An 18964-nucleotide genomic window follows, 5' to 3' on the forward strand; every position below is an offset into this window, starting at 1 on the left:
TTTCCTACTCCTCCCGGGTCGAGGCGACCTCGCCGCCCGAGCCGCCGTCACCGAACAGCTCCTGCCACTGGGGCATGGTGAGCAGCACCTCCCGCGGTTTCGACCCCTGGTGCGGGCCGATGAAGCCCCGCTCCTCCATCATGTCGATCAGGCGGGCCGCCTTGGTGTAGTTGCACCTCAGCCGCCGCTGCAGGAGCGAAACCGAGGCCTGGCCGTGCTCCACGACGATGCGGCAGGCCTGCGGGAACGCCTCGTCCAGCGCAGAGGTAGGCTCTCCGTCGCCGTTGCCGCCTGCGTGGCCGCGCCGGGTCGCGATCTCCACCTCCACCTCCTGTGCGGTGAAGACGGGCTGGGCCTGTGCCTTGACGAACTTCACGATCTGGTCGATCTCCCGTTCGTGGATGAAGGCGCCCTGCACCCGGATCGGTTTGGAGTGGCCCGCGGGGTGGTACAGCATGTCACCCTTGCCCAGCAGCCGCTCCGCACCCGCGTAGTCCAGGATCACGCGCGAGTCCACCTGCGACGAGACGGCGAAGGCGATCCGAGAGGGGATGTTGGCCTTGATCAGGCCCGTGATGACGTCCACCCGCGGCGACTGGGTGGCGATCACCAGGTGCATGCCGCAGGCCCGGGCCATCTGGGCGAGCCGGCAGATCGCGTCCTCCACGTCCACCGGTGCGACCATCATCAGGTCGGCCAGCTCGTCGATGAAGATCACGACGTAGGGCAGCGGCTGCCGGGGGTGCTCGGGATCGGGGCCGGGGTCATCACGGCAGAGCTGGTTGTACTGCGTGATGTTCCGGACCCCCGCCGCTGCGAACAGCTCGTAGCGGTTCTCCATCTCCTTCACCGCGCCCTTCAGGTAGCCGGCGGCCTTCTTGACGTCCGTGATCACCGGCGCCATCAGGTGCGGGATGCCGTTGTACGTGGAGAGTTCGACCATCTTCGGGTCGATCATCATCATCTTGACCTCATCCGGCCGCGCCTTGAAGAGGAGCGAGCAGATGATGGTGTTCATGCACACTGACTTACCGGAGCCGGTGGACCCGGCGATGAGCAGGTGCGGCATCTTGGCCAGGTCTCCCACCACGGGGTTGCCGGCCTGGTCCTTGCCGAAGGCCACCGACAGCTTGGACCCGGCGTTCAGCCACGAGGGCGTCTCCATGACCTCGCGGATGTGGACGGACAGCCGCTCCTTGTTGGGCACCTCGATGCCCACCGCAGCCTTGCCGGGGATCGGCGCCTCGATCCGGACGTGCTCCGCCGCGAGGGCGAGCGCCAGGTCATCGGCCAGCGCCGTGAACTTATTCACCCTCACACCCGGGGCAGGCTGGAGCTCATAGCGCGTAACGGCGGGTCCAGGGCTGATCTCGATCACCCGCGCCTCCACGCCGAATGTGCGAAGCGTGTGCTCCAGGAGTTGGGCCCGGGCCAGGTGGTCCTGGTGGTTCTGTTGGGACTTCTGCTGCGGCTTGGGCAGCATCGAGAGCGAAGGCAGTTGGTATGCCTCCCCCAGTTTGGAGGGGTCGATGGCGAGCTGCCCCTTCTCGCCCTCCACCAGGGGCACGTCTCGGGTCTCCTCGCCCTTGCGGCCGGCGCTGTCTCCGGCACGCGCCGTCCGGGAGGCCTTGGCTGGGGCGTCGGCGCCGCGGCCGCCGGTCCCGGTGCCGCCCGTGCCGGCGCCGAGGGTGCTGGTTCCGATCGTGGATATGTCGGTGGTACCCGCTCCGGTGACGCCCGCTCCGACGGTGCCCGTGCCGATGGTACCCGCTCCGGTGGCTGCCGCTCCGGTGGCCGCAGCGCCGACGGTCCCGGCGCCTGCGCTGCCGGCCGGCGCGTCCGCGCCGACTGCCGCGCCGGGGCCGGCGGTCACGCCTTCGGTCACAAGATCGGGCTGCCGGATGATCGGGATGGTGTGGCTGCCCGCGGCCGCACCCGGCAGCTCCGCCTGCGCAGCCCCGGAGCGCCCTTCGGCCGAGGACTTCCGCGGCGCGCCGCCGATGGTGTTCATCTCCTCGCTTGCGGCCATCCGCTTGCGGCCGGACGGGACGCCGGCCACCTCGCCGCCATTGCCCTCCTCGCCGGGCTGGCGCCTCACCAGGTCGACGAAGTCAGTGGCCACGCCCTTGGCACCGCGGGCACCGGCGACGAAGCGGGCCTTCAGCCACTCGAGGACGACGCCCAAAGACAGCCCGGTGCCGAGGACCAGCCCGATCAGGGCCGCGGTTGCTACGAAAACCCAGCGTCCGGCCTCGCCGAAGACGCGGGTCAGCGGCACGGCCAGGACGAAACCGACGAGACCGCCGCCCAGGCCGGACCGCGCATTCTCCAGGTCACCCCCGCCGGCGACGGACCCCTGGGTCACCAGCTGAACCACCAGCTCGAAGGCCAGGAACAGCAGAAGGATCCCCCATGCCTGGCGGTCCCAGCGGAAGGGGCGCTGCTGGGCGCGCAGGTAGATCACGTACAGGCCGAGCCAGACCACCAGGACGGAGAGGGCCCAGGCGCCAATCTCGCCCACGAGGGCCCGAAGGCCGTGGCTCAGCAGGTCGCCAAGGACGCCGCCGCCCTTGCCGGCCAACGAGAGCAAGAACCAGGCGCCGGCCGCGGCGATGAGGAGACCGCGCACCTCCTGGTAAAGCCCCGCTCCCTCGCCCTGGCCTCTGGACTTTGCGGCTGTGCGACGCTGCGCCACTCCAGTACCCCCCGAATCGCCAAAGGTTGGATAACATGGTTTCATTATACCACATGCGAAGGGGCCGATGCGCTTTTGCGCAACCGGCCCCGATGATCTAGGATTGTGCAGCTTCCTTCGCCTGGCACTCGGCGCAGGTGCCAAAGAACTTCGCAACGTGATCATTTATGCGGAATCCTGTCTTGCGCTCGATCGCCATCTCCAGGGCGCCCAACAGGTCGTCCTCGAACTCAATGATCTTCCCGCAGCTCTGGCAGACCAGGTGGTGATGGTGGTGGTTGTCCTCGTCCCGCACCTCGTAGCGGGCACGACCGTCGCCGAAGTCCAGCTTCTTGAGGACCTCGATCTCCTCCAGCAGCTCCAGCGTGCGGTAAACCGTGGCGATGCCGTTGTTGGGATGGGTCTCCTTCAGCATGGAGTAGACATCATCGGCTGAGAGGTGGCGCCCCCTGTTCATCAGGAAAATCGCGATAATCGCCCAGCGCTGGGGCGTAAGCTTATGGCCCCGTTCCAGCAGCCGGGTGTATATGTCCTTCAGCATCAAGGCCACGGCCCTCACCTCTCCCTCCGCCAGATTCCTTAATACCTTCGGGCGCCGACATGAAGATTCCTCCTCGCTCGCCCCTCCTGTCATATATCCTAAACGAGAATGATTCTAAATACAACCCCCTGCCGCGAAAGAGACCAGGCCCCGCTGACCTGGTCTGTTTTTTCACCCTTCCACCGGCAGCGGAACACGGGCGCCGGGCTGGAAGCGGGGGTCCAGATAGTCCTGCGCCCGGCCGGACACGAGCCGCACCACGGTCCCGCGGCCGTCCGGCCCGGGCTCCACCTGCAGCAGCCGCCCATCCACCACCACGTCCCGCATGGTGGGCAGAGTCGGGGAGAGCCCCTCGAGCACGAGCTCCATCGGCATCACCGACCACAGCATGACGGGGCCGCTGTCCGTCAGCGGGCTACCGGCACAGGTGTACCCTGAGGCGCCGTACGCCATCTCGCGCCCGCCGGCACTGCTGTACCCGGAGGCGCCATAGGCCATCTGACCCCTGCCGGCACAGCTGTACTCGGATGCGCCATACACCATCTGGCCCGTGCCGGCACAGCTGTACTCGGAAGCGCCATACACCATCTGGCCTCCGCCGACGCTGATGTACCCGGAGGCGCCAAACGCCATCTGACCACCGCAGGCTGTCGTATCCTCGACGGCCGTGTGCGTCCCCGGTCCTACCCCCCTCTCGTCGTGCCCGGGTCTGCTCACTGCACCACCCCCGGCCTGGCCGCCTTCCGCTCGTTGATCAGCTGGTTCAGTTTCGCCACCGCGTCCGAAAGGCCGCCGACCTCGTCGATCAGCCCCTCCTTGACGGCGTCCGGTCCGACGACGATCGTGCCCACGTCGCGGGCGAGCTCGCCGGTGCGGAACATCAACTCGCGGAAGCGTGCCTCGCTGGTCTTCGAGTTGGCCACCACGAAGCGGATCACCCGGTCCTGCATCTTGTCCAGGTACTCGTAGGTCTGTGGGACGCCGATGACCAGCCCTGTGAGGCGGATGGGGTGGATCGTCATGGTCGCCGTGGAGGCGATGAAGGAGTACGTCGTGCTGACGGCGATCGGCACGCCGATGGAGTGCCCGCCGCCCAGCACAAGGGAGACCGAGGGCTTGGACATGCTGGCAATCATCTCAGCGATGGCCAGTCCGGCCTCCACGTCACCGCCGACGGTGTTGAGCACCAGCAGCAGCCCCTCGATGTCCGGGTTCTGCTCCACGGCCACCAGCTGCGGGATGATGTGCTCGTACTTGGTCGTCTTGTTCTGGGGTGGCAGGGTGAGGTGTCCCTCGACCTGGCCGATGATCGTCAGCAGGTGGATGTTGGGGGAGACCTGCGGCACCTTGGTGGTGCCGATCGCCTCCAGGTTTTCGAGGGGGGCATTCTTGGGCGCCAGCGGCGGAGCCGGGACGCTCTGGTTGCGTTCCGGCATGACGGGGTCGGGCCCGGGGGTCACTCCGGGGACGTGCGTGGGCGGGTATCCGTTTCTGAACAGCATGGGTCACTCTCCTGGCCAGTCAGACTGGGGATAGTATCCGCCCTCGGACCCGAAAGCATCCCCCGTAAGCCCGGCGACAGGTGCCCAGCGCGGGACATGCCTCGCCGGTGCGCCCTGGGACGCCCTCTGCAGACTGCGCGCACCCCCGGTATGCCCCGGCCACAAGCGCCCTGTGGAGGACCCCCGCCGGTGCGCCCTGGGACTCCTTACCAGACGGTACCGGTAGACTTCGCTACGTCCTTGAGATCCCTGATCACGGTGCTCAGTTCGACGTCCTTCTTCTGGGCGAGATCACGCAGGCGGAAGCCAGAGGCCGTCCGAATCCCCTCGTCGCCGAAGTGCTTGGCCAGCACCATCCGGGCCTGCGGCATCTGCGCCAGGATCTCCGAAGGGGTGAACTCGCGGAAGTTCGGCATACCTGAGCAACCCTCCCAAGAAAGATCGATCGGGGCGAGGTGTCCCTCGCCCCAATAGCGTTCCCGCTTTTCGTCTACTCGATCGCCCGCGGCTCAGACCTCGATGATGATCGGCAGGATCATCGGACGGCGGTGTGTGCGCTCGTACAGGTACCGGGAGAGCGCATCCCGGATGGAACTCTTCAGCACCGCCCACTCGGGCACATTCCGGTCCATCTGCTCGGCCAGGGTGCGCCGGACCCGCTCCTTCGCCTCCTCCAGCAGCCCCTCGGACTCCCGCACGTAGACGAAGCCACGGCTGACCATCTCCGGCCCGCCCACGATAATCCCCTCCTCGCGGTCGACGGCGACGACCACGATGAGGATGCCTTCCTGGGCCAGCTGCTTCCGGTCGCGCAGTACGATGTTGCCCACGTCGCCCACGCCGAGCCCGTCGACCAGCACCTGGCCGGACGTCACCTTGCCGGCGATCTGGGCGCTGTTCCGGGTGAACTCGAAGATCGTGCCGTTCTCGCCGATCAGGATGTTCTCGGCCGGAACGCCGCACGCCTCGGCCAACTGCTTGTGCTTGAGCAGCATGCGGTACTCGCCGTGGATCGGCACGAAGAACTTCGGCCGGGTGAGGTTGATCATCATCTTCTGCTCTTCCTGGCTGGCATGGCCGGAGACGTGCACGCCTGCGCTCCGGTCGTAGATGACCTCAGCCCCGCGCCGGTACAGGTTGTTGATGGTGCGGGCCACCGACTTCTCGTTGCCCGGAATCGCCGTGGCGGCGAAGAGCACGGTGTCGCCGGGCATGATCTCGACCGCCTTGTGGTCGTTGACCGACATGCGGCTGAGGGCCGACATGGGCTCGCCCTGCGAACCGGTGGTCAGGATCACCTGGTTCTGCAGCGGCACCCGACGCAGCTCGTCGATGCTGACGATGGTGCCCTCGGGGACGTTCAGGTACCCCAGCTCAAGGGCAATCTTCACCGTGTTCTCCATGGACCGGCCCACGACGGCCACCTTCTTGCCCAGCTCGGCCGAGATCTCGATGGCCTGCTGCAGCCGGTGGACGTTGGATGCGAACGTGGCCATCAGGATGCGGCCCTTCGCGTCCCGGAACACCCGCTCCAGGTTCGGCCGGACCGACCGCTCCGACGGGGTGTACCCCGGCCGCTCGGCGTTGGTGGAGTCGGCCAGCAGGGCCAGGATGCCCTTCTTGCCCAGCTCGGTGAGCCGCTGGTAGTCGGCGAACTCGCCGTCGATGGGGGTCTGGTCGAACTTGAAGTCGCCGGTGTGCAGGATCGTGCCGACCGGGGTGGTGACGGCGATGGCGCAGGAGTCGGGGATGGAGTGGTTCACCCGGATGAACTCGCAGGTGAACGGCCCCAGCTTGATCTGGTCGCCTGCCTTAACGGCCCGGGACTCCGGCGGCAGCGGGATCCCGGCCTCGCCCAGCTTGCCCTCGATCAGGCCCAGGGTGAGCCGGGTGGCGTAGACCGGGATGGAGAGGTTGCGGAGCAGGTACGAGACGGCGCCGATGTGGTCCTCGTGCCCGTGGGTGATCAGCAGCGCCCGTACCTTCTCCCGGTTCTCCAGGAGGTAGGTGAAATCCGGAATTACGATATCAATTCCCAGCATCTCCTCGTCCGGAAAGGAGAGGCCGGCGTCGATGACGATGATGTCATCGCCATACTGGATCGCCATGCTGTTCTTGCCGATCTCGCCAAGCCCCCCTAAGGGGATGACGTACAGCTTGTCGCCTTTTTCGCGGTGACGCGCCAAACGACTGCGTTCCTCCTTTGAAGGGCCCGCGCGCGGGCCCTGGGTGTGATGATTGCACAGCAAAACAAACCCCCATCGGAGGAGGCGTGGCCGCCCGACGGGCAGAGCGCGCGCCAGCAGTTGTGGGGGGCAGGAGGAAGAGCAACCCTATGGGGTTGAGGCAGCAGCCGCCGCGACGCACCACCGCCGTCCCGGTGCGAGGGGCCATCCTGACCAGCTGCCGTTCTCTTCTCCCGGTTCGCCGTTCAATAGACCTTCCTTAGGATTATACCCAATGGCCTACGGGGTTACAAGCACGCGTGCCAGAAATAGCTAGCAAGCCGACCGGCGCCTCGCGCGCTCGGTCGGCTTGCTCGATCACCCAAGTGCTTGCAAGAACTCCAGCCGGTTGCCGAACGGGTCGCTGGCGTGGAACCGCCGGTAGCCCGGGAGCGGCACGTCTTCCCGCACGGACACGCCGCTTCGCTCCAGCCGCTCACGCAGCCCGTCCAGATCGTCCACGAGAAACGCGGGGTGCGCCTTCCGAGCGGGGCGGAAGTCCTGTTCCACGCCGATGTGGATCTCGTGCGCACCGCAGCGGAACCAGACGCCGCCGCGCCCGCGCAGGCCCTCGGGCTTCGGCAGCTCTTCCAGCCCGAGAAGGCCGCCGTAGAACGACCTCGCCACCTCCTCACACTCCGGCGGCGCGGCCAGCTGGACGTGGTGCAGCGCGATCTGCACGGCCCTCACCTCCCAAGTCACGCGCCGTGCCTGACGAGGCTCGCCTGATGGGGGGCGAACCCGCCGGGTCACGCCTCACGCCCAACCAGGACGACCTCGTGCAGGACCAGCCCGCCAAGTCACACCTTCTGCCCGATCAGGATCGCCTTGTCCAGGACCAGCCCGTCAAGTTACGCCTTCCGCCCAATCAGGATCGCCTTGTGCAGGACCAGCCCGTCAGGTCACACCTTCTGCCCGATCAGGATCGCCTTGTCCAGGACCAGCCCGCCCAGTCACACCTTCCGCTTGATCAGGATCGCCTTGCCCAGGACCAGACCGTCAAGTTACACCTTCCGCCCGATCAGGATCGCCTTGTGCAGCACGAACCCGTCGTCCGTGATCGCAAACCGGTCCCTCGCCGCAGCGGGCGCTCCGGCCAGCAGGGCGCGCACCTGGTCCGCCGCGGCAGGCGGCGTGGCGGCGCGGCCAAGCCAGTTCTCCCGGTCGACACGGGTGGTGAAGCGGTGGGCAACAGTGAACCGCAGCCCGGCCCCCTCCACGAAGGCCTGCCACTCGGAGAGGCGGTAGGCCTTGTGGTGGCTGGGATCCCTGAGCTTCTCTACCTCGTTGATGAACCGGTCCAGCTCCGGCTCCTCAGGCGCCACGTTGTCCACCACCACCAGCCGGCCGCCGGGGCGGAGCACCCGGGCCGCCTCCCGGCAGAAGCGCTCCACGGCGGGGAAATGGTGCGCGGCGATGCGGCAGGTGACCACGTCGAAGGACCCGTCAGGGAAGGGCAGCGTTTCCGCGTCGGCCACAGCGAAGCTGACGTTGCCGAACCCCCGCCGCTCGGCCTGCTCACGGGCGATGGACACCATCTCGGGCGTCAGGTCGACCCCCACCACTCGCCTGGCGTGGGGCGCCAGTGCGAGGACGGTGTGCCCGGTGCCGGTGGCCACGTCCAGGATCTCCTCGGTGCCGGTAAGCCCTGCGATGTCCGGAAGGAGCGCCAGGTCTTCCCCTTTGGCGTGGATGGTACTGGTGAGATACTGCTCCGCCGAGGTGCCGAACTGCCGGCGCACCTCAGCCTTGGTGCCTAGATCCTGCGAGTTCGTCATGGAATCGCCTCCCAGCAGCAACAGTAGCACGGGGGGCAGCCGCCCGACCACTGCCGGAATGGCATGGGGGTATGCGCACGGACCCCGGGGCAAGCCCCCGGCATGCAGGAGGTCCCCGGGGCGCTACCTGGCACCCAGGAGGTCTCCGTGACCGACGTGACCCAGTGAACCTCCGACGGTTTGAGACTCCCTCGAAGCCGCACTCCAGGCGGGTTGCACTCGCCGACTGTGCAGCATGAGCCCTGGAACTACTCTCACACGGCCGGAACTTCATGGATGCACGAGCCCTCCGGGGGGACACATCCCGGCACGCAGCGGTGCTCCGGGAGCTACTTGGCACCCAGGAAGGCTCCGTGATCGACGTGAACCAGCGAACCTCCGACGGTCTGAGACTCCCTCGGAGCCGCACCCCAGGGCGGGTTGCACTCGCAGCCCGTGTAGCATGAGCCCTGGTAGTACTCTCAAACCGCCGGAACTTCATGGTTCAACGTACTCCCCGCTCCTCCCGGCGCCCAGGGCGCCCCCGAGGCCGCCGTGTCCAGCCAACCTCCGACGGTTTGAGAGTCCCTCGAAGCCACAGTTCATGCGGGCTAGGATCGCGAACCGTGTGGCACAAACCCTGGGACTACTCTCAAACCGCCAGAACTTCATGGTTCAACGTACTCCCCGCCCCTCCCGACGCCCAGGACGCCCCCGAGGTCGCCGCACCAAGCGAACCCCCGACGGTTTGAGACTCCCTCAAAGCCGCACCCCAGGCGGGTTGCACTCGCAGCCCGTGCAGCGCAAGCCCTGGAACTACTCTCAAATCGCCGGAACTTCATGGATGCGCGACCCCCCTGGGGGACACGACCCGGCACGCGGGGTGCTCCGGGGCGCTACCTGGCACCTCCGAAGGCTCCGTGACCGACGTGACCCAGTGAACCTGCGACGGTTTGAGACGCCCTCGAAGCCGCAGTTCATATAGGCCAGGGCCGCGGCCCGTGTGGCACAGGCCCTGGAGTTGCTCTCAAACCGTCGGAACTTCATGGATGCACGAACCCCCCGGGGGGACACATCTCGCGCATGCGGTCTGCGGGTCGCCACCTGGCACCTCCGAAGGCTCTGTGATCGACGTGACCCAGCGAACCTCCAACGGTTTGAGACCGCCTCGAAGCCGCAGGCTGTGCGGGCCGGCGCAGGTCCGGCAGCCTCACTGAACACGAGTACGCCCATCGCAGGGGGAACCGCCGCACGAACCAGGGATCGCAGTCGCGCCGTCTGTCTTAGGGAGGAGGCGCAGCCATGAAAAGAGCTGGAATCGTCCTGGGCTTGCTTGTTGGCCTGCCACTGCTGCTCTGGGCCCCGTGGCTCAACGCCGAGGCGGCGCAGCAGCGGGCGGTAGCGTCGTTCACCTCTGCCTGGTCCGGCGTGTCTGACGGCTGCGGGTTCGACTGCCTGGGCTGCGGAGCGGTGGGCGCCACGCGCACCGCGTTCGGCTGGCGGGTCGAGGTCGAGTACGCCTGCGGGCTGCTGCCAGCAGACCTGCCCGAGTACCATCGGCGGGATACGATGTTCGTCTCGGCCCTGGGAACTGTCCATGGGATCAAGCGCCCGTGAACACTGGCGGCCTTTGACCGTGTATCCAAGGTTATGTATAATTGGACTCCGTGTGGGGGCGCCGCGCAGGTGGCGTGCAGCAGCAGGCCGGAGGTGTTGGGGTGTTCGGAGGGGTTCGGCAGAGGGTTTTTCGCGTGGTGGGGCCCCGCCTGATCAAGACGGGGATCGCGGTCAGCCTGGCCTGCGGGCTGATGTCCCTGGTGGACCCGACGAAGGGCCTCGTAGGGGCAGGCGTCTCGGCTGCGCTGATGATCGCACCCGACGAGCACGTGGGCCGGGAGTGGGCGCGCAACCAGTTCCTCGCTGCGTTCCTGGGCGTCTTTACGGGCGCAGTGGCCGGCTGGCTGCTGGGATACGCCCCGTGGTTCGCCGGCCCGGTGGTGATGGTGGTCATTCTCCTGTACGCGCGGCTCGGGTACCCGGCGGCGGCCATCGGCGGCGTGACCAATGCCCTGTTCATCCTGGAGCACGCCGACCTGGGCTTCCTGTTCGCCGCCTACCGCTTCACCTCTTCGGTGGTCGGGCTCATTATCGGCTGGCTGGTGAACCGGTACGTGCTGCCCTACTCACCGGCTCGTGCCGCGGATCAGGGCAAACAAGTCAGCCAGGTGCAGCAGGTGGACCAGGTGGAGCAGGCTGTGTAATAAATCTGACGGGCAACGCCGCGTTGCGTTGCCCGTCTTGCCTTAGAGGAGGTGCAGCAGCGTCCAGGGCCACGGCCCAGCCACTGTTCCAGATCCCCTGCCCATCACAAGAGAGGTCGCGACCCCCAGGGCCACGGCCCCAGCCCCTGTTCCAAATCCCCTACCCATCACAAGAGAGGCCGCGGCCCCCAGGGCCACGGCCTCCACGCATCTACAGCACACCCGCCTCCGCCAGCGCCGCCCGCAGGGCCTCCTTCTGCGCCTCCGTGGCGTCCACCAGGGGCAGGCGCACCGGCCCGACGGGGAAGCCGGTCATGTTCAGCGCGGCCTTCACCAAGATGGGGTTGGTCACCGCAAACAGCCCCCGGAACACGGGCAGGAGGCGGCGGTGCCAGGCGGCGGCCTGGGCGGTGTCGCCGGCCAGGAAGGCCTGGATCAGCTCCTGCATCTGCGGGCCCACCACGTGGCTGGCCACGCTGATGATCCCATACGCGCCCACGGTCAGGTAGGGCAGCAGGTTGGCGTCCTCGCCAGACCAGACCAGGAAGCCCTCGGGGGCGCCGCGCAGGATCTCGGCCAGCTGGCCCACGTCGGCACACTCCTTGATGCCGATGATGTTCTTCACATCGCGCGCCAGCCGAACGGTCGTCTCGGCGGTCATGTTCACCGACGTGCGACCGGGCACGTTGTAGGGGATGCAGGGGATCTCCACCGCCTCAGCGACGGCCCGGAAGTGCCGGTAGAGCCCCTCCTGCGGCGGCTTGTTATAGTACGGCGTGACCAGCAGCAACCCGTGGACGCCGGTGCGGGCCGCCTCCCGGGAGAAGCGGACCGTCTCCGCCGTGTTGTTCGACCCAGTCCCGGCGATGACCGGCACCCGGTCGCCCACGGCGTCCACCACCGCTTCAAACAGGCGCAGCTTCTCCTCGTGTGACAGCGTGGGCGACTCGCCGGTGGTGCCGGAGACCACCAGGCCCTCGGATCCCGCCGCCACCAGGTGTTTCGCCAGCTCCCCCGCCCGCTTCAGGTCTACAGCACCATCAGGGGTCATCGGGGTCACCATGGCGGTCAGGAGCCGTCCAAAGGTCGGCACGGGGGATCCCTCCTCACTAGAATGCGGAAGACATTTGGCTTGCAGCGCACGGTGCGACAGCGGGGCACCCGGGGACCTGCGGCGCCCATCAGCCGGGTCTCGGGTCCGGGTGCTTCAGGCACCCACCGGCTTGGTGACGGCCCGCCTGGGACCTGCGGACGTCCAGCGGACCGGCGACGGTTCACCTGGGGCCTGCATGCCCCCAGGGGATCGGCGACGGCCCACCTGAGACCTGCGGACGTCCAGCGGACCGGCGACGGTTCACCTGGGGCCTGCATGCCCCCAGGGGATCGGCGACGGCCCACCTGAGACCTGCGGACACCCAGCGGCCCCGCCACGACCCACCTGGGACCTGCAAACCCCCAGCAGACCGGCGACGGTTCACCTGGGACCTGCATGCCCCCAGGGGATCGGCGACGATTCACCTGGGACCTGCATGCCCCCGGCGACGGCCCACCTGAGACCTGCGCAGCAGCCCGGCGACGGCCCACCTGGGACCTGCGGACACCCAGCGGCCCCGCCACGGCCCCCCTGGGACCTTCCGCCCATCACCTGGGCCACGTGCCCCTCGGGTCTGCGGCGCGCACCTGCGCCAACGCTTACTTCGCTCTCCATCACACTTTGCTCAACTCGAACGCATCATGCAGCGCCTGCACGGCGCGCTGCACGTCGGAAGCAGGAATCAGGCACGAGATCGTCACGTGCGAGTCAGCGGTCTGCCAGATGGGCACCTCGGCGGCGTAGAGCGCCTCGGCCACGGTGGCCATCACCCCGGGCCGGCCGCGCATGCCCGAGCCGACCACGGTCACCTTGGCGCAGCCGTGACGGACCTGGAGGTCCACCAGACCCAGCTCGGTCAGGATCATCTCCGCCTGGGTGGCCCGCTGCTCCGGGATGGAGAACGCACTGGACTCCAGCGACACGCTGATCAGGTCCACCGAGATGCCGGCGTTGGCCAGCCGGCGGAAGAGCCGGGGCGTCGCCCAGTCGCGGCCCGTCTTCACCACCACCTGGGCGAGCCCCACCACGTGGGTGACGGCGGTGACGATCCGGTCGGCGAAGGGCTCGCTCCACATCACGCCCGCCTCGGCGCTGTACGTGATCAGCGTGCCCGGGGCGTCGCTGAAGGTGGACCGCACCCGTATGGGCACCCGGTGCTGCATGGCGATCTCCACTGCCCGGGGGTGGACAACCTTCGCACCGTAGTGGGCCATCTGGGCGATCTCGTCGTAGGTGGTGACCGAAAGCGTGCGGGCCTCGGCCACCAGGCGCGGGTCGGCGGTCTTCACGCCGTCCACGTCGGTGTAGATCTCCACCACCTCTGCCCGCAGGGCGCCGCCAAGGGCGGCGGCGGTGGTGTCGGATCCGCCCCGACCAAGGGTGGTGACCTCGCCGGCGGCGTTCACGCCCTGGAAGCCGGCCACCACCACCACCAACCCCTCGCGGAGCCGGTTGAGCACCGGGGTCGGGTCGACTTTGATGATCTGCGCGGCGCCGTGGTTGCCGTCGGTCTGAATCCCCGCCTGACCGCCGGTCAGCGCCACGGCCGGGATGCCATGTGCGCTGAGGTGAGCGGCCATGACGACGCTGGAGATGATCTCCCCGCAGGAGAGGAGCAAGTCCATCTCGCGCGGGGCCACCTCGGCCGAGGCCGAGTTGACCAGTTGGATCAGCGTATCGGTGGCGTACGGGTCCCCCTGGCGCCCCATGGCGGAGACCACCACCACCGTGGCGTACCCGTCCTGAACCGCCTGCCGCACGCGGCGCAGGACGGCCTCCCGCCCCTCCGCCGTGGCGACGGAGGTGCCACCAAACTTCTGTACGATGATCCGCATGCCGAGCCGGCGTCCCTCCTCTCAGATGTCGCGCCAACCCGGCACGGGCGCAGCCTAGACCAGCTGCATTTCCACGAGCTTCTCTGCGATCTGTACGGCGTTGGTTGCGGCGCCCTTGCGCAGGTTGTCGCTCACGATCCAGAGCCAGAGTCCCTTCTCGTTGGTCAGGTCCTCCCGGATTCGCCCCACCAGCGTGTCATCCGTGCCGGCCGCGTCGATGGCGGTGGGGAAGACGAACTGGAACGGGTCGTCGACCACCTTGACGCCGGGGAAGCGGCTCAGCGCCTCCCGCGCCTCGGCAGGGGTCACCTTCCGCTCGAACTCCACCAGCACCGACTCCGAGTGGCCGACAAAGACCGGCACGCGGGTGCAGGTCATGGTCACCGGCAGGTTCGGCAGGCCCATGATCTTCCGGGTCTCTGCAGAGAGCTTCAGCTCCTCAGTGGTATACAGATTATCCGTGAAGGTCTCGGCGTAGGGCAGAACGTTGAATGCGATCTGCCGCTTGTAGACGGTATGCGGCAGTTCGCCCTCGTGACCCTCCACCCAGGCCCGGGTCTGCGCCTCCAGTTCCTCGATGGCCTCCTTGCCCGTGCCCGAGACCGCCTGCATGGTGGTGACGATGACCCGGGTCATCGGCGACAGGTCGTGCAGCGGCTTCAGGGCCATCACGAGGCCGATGGTCGTGCAGTTGGGGCTGGAGATGATGCCCTTGTGCCTGCGCAGGTCCTCGGGGTTCACCTCGGGCACGACCAGGGGCACCTCGGGGTCCATCCGCCAGGTGGAGGACTTGTCGATGACGACGGCCCCCGCGCGGGCGGCCGCCGGCGCCAGCTCCCGGGACAGGGAGCCGGTCGCGGCGAAGAAGACCAAGTCCATGCCCGCGAAGGCGTCGGGGGTGGCCTCCTGCACGGGGATCTGCTCCCCCCGGAAGGTGACGACGGAGCCGACGCTGCGGGCGCTGGCCAGGGGCAACAGCCGCCCGACGGGGAAGTTGCGGGCCTCCAGCAGGGCCAGGAGCTCGTGGCCGACGGCGCCGGTGGCGCCGACGACGGCGACGTTCTTCATGCGGATCCTTCCTTTCCAAGTATTCCTGCGCCCTTCCGCCGGGGGCCCGCCCCGATCCTGCGTCTGCCTCCCCCATCACGGCGCCCCGCGCTCCTCAGATTCCTTCGGCCCCAGGAGCAGGGGCTGCACCTGTCGCCCCTCCATCGCAGCGAGGATGGTGGGGATCAGGTAGTTCTCGATGTCGGCATCGATGGAGGTAGGCTTGCCGAACGGATTGTCCTGGCGGAAGGGCACGAAATAGATGTTCCTGGCCACCAGAAGTGCGCCAAGGTTGCGTGCGTTCATGCCGAGGCCGTCGTTGGTGGTGACGGCCAGCACGACCGGCCGGTGGTTGCGCATCTGGGCCTTCGCGGCCATGCAGACCGGCGTGTCGTTGATGGCGTTGGCCAGCTTGGCCATGGTGTTGCCCGTGCAGGGCATCACGACGAGGCAGTCGAGCTTGACCTTCGGCCCGAAGGGCTCGACCTCCGGGATGGTCATCAGGGGCAGGCGCCCCGTGATCTGCTCGATCTGAGTGATCCAGTCATCAGGCTTCCCGAACCGGGTCTCGGTGGTCCGCACGTTCGCCGAGATGATCGGGATGATCTCCGCGCCCTCGTCCCGCAGCACCCGGAGCTGGGTCATCGCCCGGCCCAGGTTGCAGTGCGAGGCCGACATCGCCACGCCGATCCGCTTGCCGGCCAGTTGCTGCATGCTCATCGCTCCCCCTCCATCGCATCGGTCCGTCGGAGGTGGCGAACGACGAGTTCGGCGATGATGCGACCGGCGGTCACAGGGGCGACGATGCCCGGCAGCCCGGGTGCGAGCCGGGCCGTGAGCCCCAGCTCCCGCGCGGCCTCGAAGTCCGTGCCCCCGGGGGCGGAGGCCACATCGATGATCACCGCGTGGCCGGGTGCGCCGGCCAGGATGGCCCGCGTCAGCACGGGAGCCGGAACCGTGTTGAAGATGATGTCCGCCTCAGCCACCGCCTGCGGCAGTTGGGCCCACTCCACGGGCCGGTGGCCCGCGGCCCAGATCCGGGCCTGGTCCAGCTCGCTGCGGGCCGCCACGGAGACCTCGCTCATCAGCCCCCTGAGCAGCAGGGCGATGGCCCGGCCGGTGCGGCCGAAGCCGATCACCAGCGAGCGGCTGCCGAAGATGGTGAACGGGGTCGACTCCATCGCCATCTGGATCGCGCCCTCTGCCGAGGGAATCGAGTTCCAGGTCGCGAAGTGGTCCGACTCCCGGTACTCGATCAGCGGCAGGCCGGCCTCCTCGCAGAGCTTGTTCAGGTACGGGTTGCTGAGGCCGACGAAGACCGGCGCCCCTCGGGCGACGCGGCGCAGCCCGTCCTGGTCCACCACGCAGGGGGGCACGCCTTCGGCGGTGTAGACCGTCCCGTCAGGGCTCACGCCCTGCACGGGCAGGATCACCGTCTGCGCGCCGGTGAGAGCCTCGGCCCCCGAGGTGCAGACCTCCACGCCGGCGAACCGGTCCTCCCACTCCAGGCCGGCCACCCGGACCCGGGCGCCCGCACGGAGCAGGAAGTGCACCGCCTCCGCCATGCGCCTGTCGCCGCCGATGACGGCGATCTGCTTGCCGTACACGCTCATCCACCCAGTCCTCCAATCCTACCGAACCTCATCCCATTCTATGGGAGCGGTTCAGGCAGGGTGCGGAGCGGGCGGGAGCGCCCCGGGGCGTTGAAGGGGCGGCGGCTTTCCCCCGGAATGCGTGCCGGATGGCCCTTCGGGTGGCGCCGAACTCGCCCGGCCGCGTGCAGCTCGGGCGAACACCCGTCAGGTCCCCGGGAAGGCGACCTCCTCCAGGTCGAAGGCGACCCGTTTCTCCTTCAGCACCCACCGGCAGGTCATCAGCACGCCGGGCAGGTAGGCCTCCCGGGTGGGGGCGTCGTGCCGGATGGTCAGCGTCTGGCCGGGTCCGCCGAAGATCACCTCCTGGTGCGCCACGAGGCCGGGCAGGCGCACGCTGTGCACCGGAACCTCCGGCGCGGAGAGGTCGCCCCGGCGCCGCTCGAGCCGGGCCCGGGTGCGCAGGGCGGTGCCGGACGGGGCATCGAGCTTGGTCTTGTGGTGCATCTCGATGATCTCGACGTCGGGGAAGAAGCGCCGGGCCTCCTCGGCGAAGCGCATCAGGAGCATCATGCCCACGGCGTAGTTGGCGATGAAGGCGCCGCCCAGCCCGCGTTTTCGACAGGCCTCCGCCCAGGCCTCGGTCTCGCCGGGCTCGAAACCAGTGGTGCCCACCACGGGGGCGATGCCCGCCGCGATCGCCGCCGGGATGGTTTTCCGGGCGGCGGCCGCCACCGTGAAGTCGACCAGCACGTCGGCCTGGCCGCCGGCCGCGAGGAACGCCTCCAGCGAGCCGTGGATCTCAGGGCCCGGCCGGCCTCCCAGGCTCACGAACTCGGCCAGGTTCCGGCCGACGCCCTCCCGGGCGATGGCGCCCACCAGGGCGAAGCCGGGCTCCTGTGCCACCCCCCGGGCCAGGACCTGCCCGACCTTGCCGGTGGCACCTGCGAACACGACACGAATGGGCTGCAAGCGCGCTCACCTCTGTAACAGTTTCCGCATCCGGCGAAATGCAAAACGGCTGCGAGCAAGCCCGCCTGGGCTTGATCGCCAGCCGCTCCAATGGTTGCGGTATGAACCGGGCCGTGCAGTGGTTTTAGACTACCTCCGCTGTCCGGCCCTGTCAATACGTCTCCCGCAATGCCACATGGACGGTGATCGACCCCAGGCTGGTCTCCAGGGGGATCACCAGTCGTTTGATGGACAGCGTGGAGATGGACGTGCCCTTGCCCACCACCACGGAGGGCGGGGCGATCTTGCACGGGTAGCCGGCGGCCTCCAGCTCCCCGGAGGCCAGGCCGGTGATGACATTGCCCAGCTCCGCCACGGCGGACTCGCACATGGCGTCGAACTCGGCAATCGTCTCACCCGTCATCGCGGAGACCAGATTGCACGCCGTCTGCTCGGTCATGCCATACAGCACCAGGCCCTGGGCGCGGCCCACCACGCCGATGAGCACCGTCACCTCATCGGACTCCAGCGGTGACTCCTCGAGCCGCACCTGCCCCTGGGTCACCTCGGTGCCCGTCTCGGTCTGCAGCACCTGACTTGCCGATACGAGGAACGGGTTGACAAACTCTGCCTTCACCTGCATGTTCATTCCCTTCTGCCACGGCCCCGCTCGCCTCGGTCCCCTTCACTTCACAGCCCGGTAGAAAAAGGGTGAGGCGCTCGCGTAGCCCAGTTCTCTTGCCTTGAGCAGGCTCTCGGTTCCGCCGACGAACAGGATGCCCCCCGGCTTCAGCGCGGCGTGGAACTTCCGGTACAGCTGATCCTTGGCCTCTTCCGTGAAGTAGATGACCACGTTCCTGCAGAGTATCAGGTCCAGGTTGGCGGGGAAAGGGTCGGAGAGCAGGTTGTGCTGCTCGAACTTCACCCTGGACTTCAGGCGCTCGCTGAGGACGAAGTCCTGCCCCATCTGGGTGAAGTACTTGGCACGCCGGGCGGGCGAGACGTTCTTCAGGTCCTTCTCCTGGTAGACCCCCGCCCGGGCGACCTTCAGGATCTCGCCGTCCAGGTCGGTGGCCAGGATCTGGTGGTGCCCCAGCGGGTCGATCTCATCGAGGAGCATCGCAACGGAGTAGGGCTCCGACCCGTTGCTGCAGCCCGCACTCCAGATGCGCAGCGAACGGCTCTGCCTGAGCAACTCCGGCAGAATCACCTTCTGCAGCTCCTCGAACTTGTCCGGGTTGCGCAGCCACTCCGAGACGTTGATGGTGAGGAAGTCGCGGAACTCCTTGACCCGCGCCGGCGTGGTGGACAGCAGCCGGGCGTAGGCCGCCAGATCGCTGACCCCCGCCCGCCGCATGATCGTCTGCAGCCGGCGCTCCATCTGCGTCCCTTTATAGCAATCCAGGTCGATCCCCGTAAGTTCCAGCACGGTGCGCCGGAACACCGAGTAGCCCGGCTGATTCAC

Annotated in this window: 18 protein-coding genes; 2 read left to right on the top strand and 16 right to left on the bottom strand. The window is 68.0% G+C overall.

The genetic code is table 11. From position 1 onward, the window contains the following. Positions 1-4: 4 nt before the first annotated feature. The 8 genes from J2Z79_RS04980 to J2Z79_RS05015 all read right to left on the bottom strand — a co-directional run bounded on the left by J2Z79_RS04980 (position 5) and on the right by J2Z79_RS05015 (position 8741). The gene (locus J2Z79_RS04980; RefSeq protein WP_342589418.1) at positions 5-2695 is read right to left on the bottom strand and encodes an FtsK/SpoIIIE family DNA translocase; all 2691 of its coding nucleotides are present in this window, start codon (positions 2693-2695) and stop codon (positions 5-7) included. Between the two features lie 97 nt (positions 2696-2792). Then, positions 2793-3236 (bottom strand): Fur family transcriptional regulator, encoded by a 444-nt coding sequence (locus J2Z79_RS04985; RefSeq protein WP_209465868.1) that lies wholly within the window; start codon positions 3234-3236, stop codon positions 2793-2795. Between the two features lie 171 nt (positions 3237-3407). Continuing rightward, positions 3408-3821, bottom strand: a complete 414-nt coding sequence (locus J2Z79_RS19100) for a YlzJ-like family protein (protein WP_209465765.1) — start codon at positions 3819-3821, stop codon at positions 3408-3410. Positions 3822-3949: 128 nt separating this feature from the next. Then, complete coding sequence (locus tag J2Z79_RS04995; RefSeq protein ID WP_374712811.1) at positions 3950-4738, bottom strand: ClpP family protease; 789 nt, start codon at positions 4736-4738, stop codon at positions 3950-3952. A 206-nt stretch (positions 4739-4944) separates the two neighbouring features. After that, positions 4945-5154, bottom strand: a complete 210-nt coding sequence (locus J2Z79_RS05000; RefSeq protein ID WP_209465766.1) for a hypothetical protein — start codon at positions 5152-5154, stop codon at positions 4945-4947. A gap of 93 nt (positions 5155-5247) precedes the next feature. After that, on the bottom strand, positions 5248-6924 hold the full coding sequence (locus J2Z79_RS05005) for a ribonuclease J (protein WP_209465767.1): 1677 nt from the start codon (positions 6922-6924) through the stop codon (positions 5248-5250). 357 nt (positions 6925-7281) lie between these two features. Next, positions 7282-7644: a VOC family protein gene (locus tag J2Z79_RS05010; protein ID WP_209465768.1), complete on the bottom strand. Its 363-nt coding sequence runs from the start codon at positions 7642-7644 to the stop codon at positions 7282-7284. 323 nt (positions 7645-7967) lie between these two features. Then, positions 7968-8741, bottom strand: a complete 774-nt coding sequence (locus J2Z79_RS05015; RefSeq protein ID WP_209465769.1) for a class I SAM-dependent methyltransferase — start codon at positions 8739-8741, stop codon at positions 7968-7970. A 1281-nt stretch (positions 8742-10022) separates the two neighbouring features. Here J2Z79_RS05015 and J2Z79_RS05020 point away from each other — a divergent pair. Beyond that, a complete protein-coding gene (locus J2Z79_RS05020) occupies positions 10023-10337 on the top strand; it encodes a hypothetical protein (protein WP_209465770.1) in 315 nt (104 codons plus the stop codon). Positions 10338-10471: 134 nt separating this feature from the next. Continuing rightward, positions 10472-10981, top strand: coding sequence for an aromatic acid exporter family protein (locus tag J2Z79_RS05025; protein WP_209465771.1), 510 nt, complete (start codon positions 10472-10474; stop codon positions 10979-10981). A 211-nt stretch (positions 10982-11192) separates the two neighbouring features. On the opposite strand, the gene dapA is transcribed toward J2Z79_RS05025, so the two are convergent. From dapA to J2Z79_RS05065, 8 genes are all read right to left on the bottom strand, one after another. After that, positions 11193-12074, bottom strand: a complete 882-nt coding sequence (gene dapA, locus J2Z79_RS05030) for a 4-hydroxy-tetrahydrodipicolinate synthase (protein ID WP_209465772.1) — start codon at positions 12072-12074, stop codon at positions 11193-11195. Between the two features lie 614 nt (positions 12075-12688). Continuing rightward, entirely contained in the window at positions 12689-13909 is a 1221-nt protein-coding gene (gene dapG, locus J2Z79_RS05035) for an aspartate kinase (RefSeq protein ID WP_209465773.1), read from the bottom strand. Positions 13910-13963: 54 nt separating this feature from the next. Further along, positions 13964-14977, bottom strand: a complete 1014-nt coding sequence (locus J2Z79_RS05040) for an aspartate-semialdehyde dehydrogenase (protein WP_209465774.1) — start codon at positions 14975-14977, stop codon at positions 13964-13966. A gap of 75 nt (positions 14978-15052) precedes the next feature. Then, positions 15053-15670, bottom strand: coding sequence for a dipicolinate synthase subunit B (dpaB, locus tag J2Z79_RS05045; RefSeq protein WP_209465870.1), 618 nt, complete (start codon positions 15668-15670; stop codon positions 15053-15055). 2 nt (positions 15671-15672) lie between these two features. Then, positions 15673-16569, bottom strand: a complete 897-nt coding sequence (gene dpaA / locus J2Z79_RS05050) for a dipicolinic acid synthetase subunit A (protein ID WP_209465775.1) — start codon at positions 16567-16569, stop codon at positions 15673-15675. Between the two features lie 186 nt (positions 16570-16755). Further along, positions 16756-17520, bottom strand: coding sequence for a 4-hydroxy-tetrahydrodipicolinate reductase (dapB, locus tag J2Z79_RS05055; protein WP_209465776.1), 765 nt, complete (start codon positions 17518-17520; stop codon positions 16756-16758). A gap of 151 nt (positions 17521-17671) precedes the next feature. Then, a complete protein-coding gene (locus J2Z79_RS05060; protein WP_245302178.1) occupies positions 17672-18142 on the bottom strand; it encodes a chemotaxis protein CheX in 471 nt (156 codons plus the stop codon). A gap of 42 nt (positions 18143-18184) precedes the next feature. After that, positions 18185-18964, bottom strand: a complete 780-nt coding sequence (locus tag J2Z79_RS05065) for a CheR family methyltransferase (protein ID WP_209465777.1) — start codon at positions 18962-18964, stop codon at positions 18185-18187.

The organism is Symbiobacterium terraclitae (assembly GCF_017874315.1).
Lineage (GTDB): Bacteria > Bacillota > Sulfobacillia > Symbiobacteriales > Symbiobacteriaceae > Symbiobacterium > Symbiobacterium terraclitae.

What these genes read in the sequence shown, in the direction of transcription:
- J2Z79_RS04995 (WP_374712811.1), bottom strand. Translation starts at nt 4,738, where the DNA reads ATGCTGTTCAGAAACGGATACCCGCCCACGCACGTCCCCGGAGTGACC.
- dpaA (WP_209465775.1), bottom strand. Translation starts at nt 16,569, where the DNA reads ATGAGCGTGTACGGCAAGCAGATCGCCGTCATCGGCGGCGACAGGCGC.
- dapG (WP_209465773.1), bottom strand. Translation starts at nt 13,909, where the DNA reads ATGCGGATCATCGTACAGAAGTTTGGTGGCACCTCCGTCGCCACGGCG.
- J2Z79_RS04985 (WP_209465868.1), bottom strand. Translation starts at nt 3,236, where the DNA reads ATGCTGAAGGACATATACACCCGGCTGCTGGAACGGGGCCATAAGCTT.
- J2Z79_RS05015 (WP_209465769.1), bottom strand. Translation starts at nt 8,741, where the DNA reads ATGACGAACTCGCAGGATCTAGGCACCAAGGCTGAGGTGCGCCGGCAG.
- J2Z79_RS05040 (WP_209465774.1), bottom strand. Translation starts at nt 14,977, where the DNA reads ATGAAGAACGTCGCCGTCGTCGGCGCCACCGGCGCCGTCGGCCACGAG.
- J2Z79_RS05020 (WP_209465770.1), top strand. Translation starts at nt 10,023, where the DNA reads ATGAAAAGAGCTGGAATCGTCCTGGGCTTGCTTGTTGGCCTGCCACTG.
- J2Z79_RS05060 (WP_245302178.1), bottom strand. Translation starts at nt 18,142, where the DNA reads ATGCAGGTGAAGGCAGAGTTTGTCAACCCGTTCCTCGTATCGGCAAGT.
- J2Z79_RS05000 (WP_209465766.1), bottom strand. Translation starts at nt 5,154, where the DNA reads ATGCCGAACTTCCGCGAGTTCACCCCTTCGGAGATCCTGGCGCAGATG.
- dpaB (WP_209465870.1), bottom strand. Translation starts at nt 15,670, where the DNA reads ATGCAGCAACTGGCCGGCAAGCGGATCGGCGTGGCGATGTCGGCCTCG.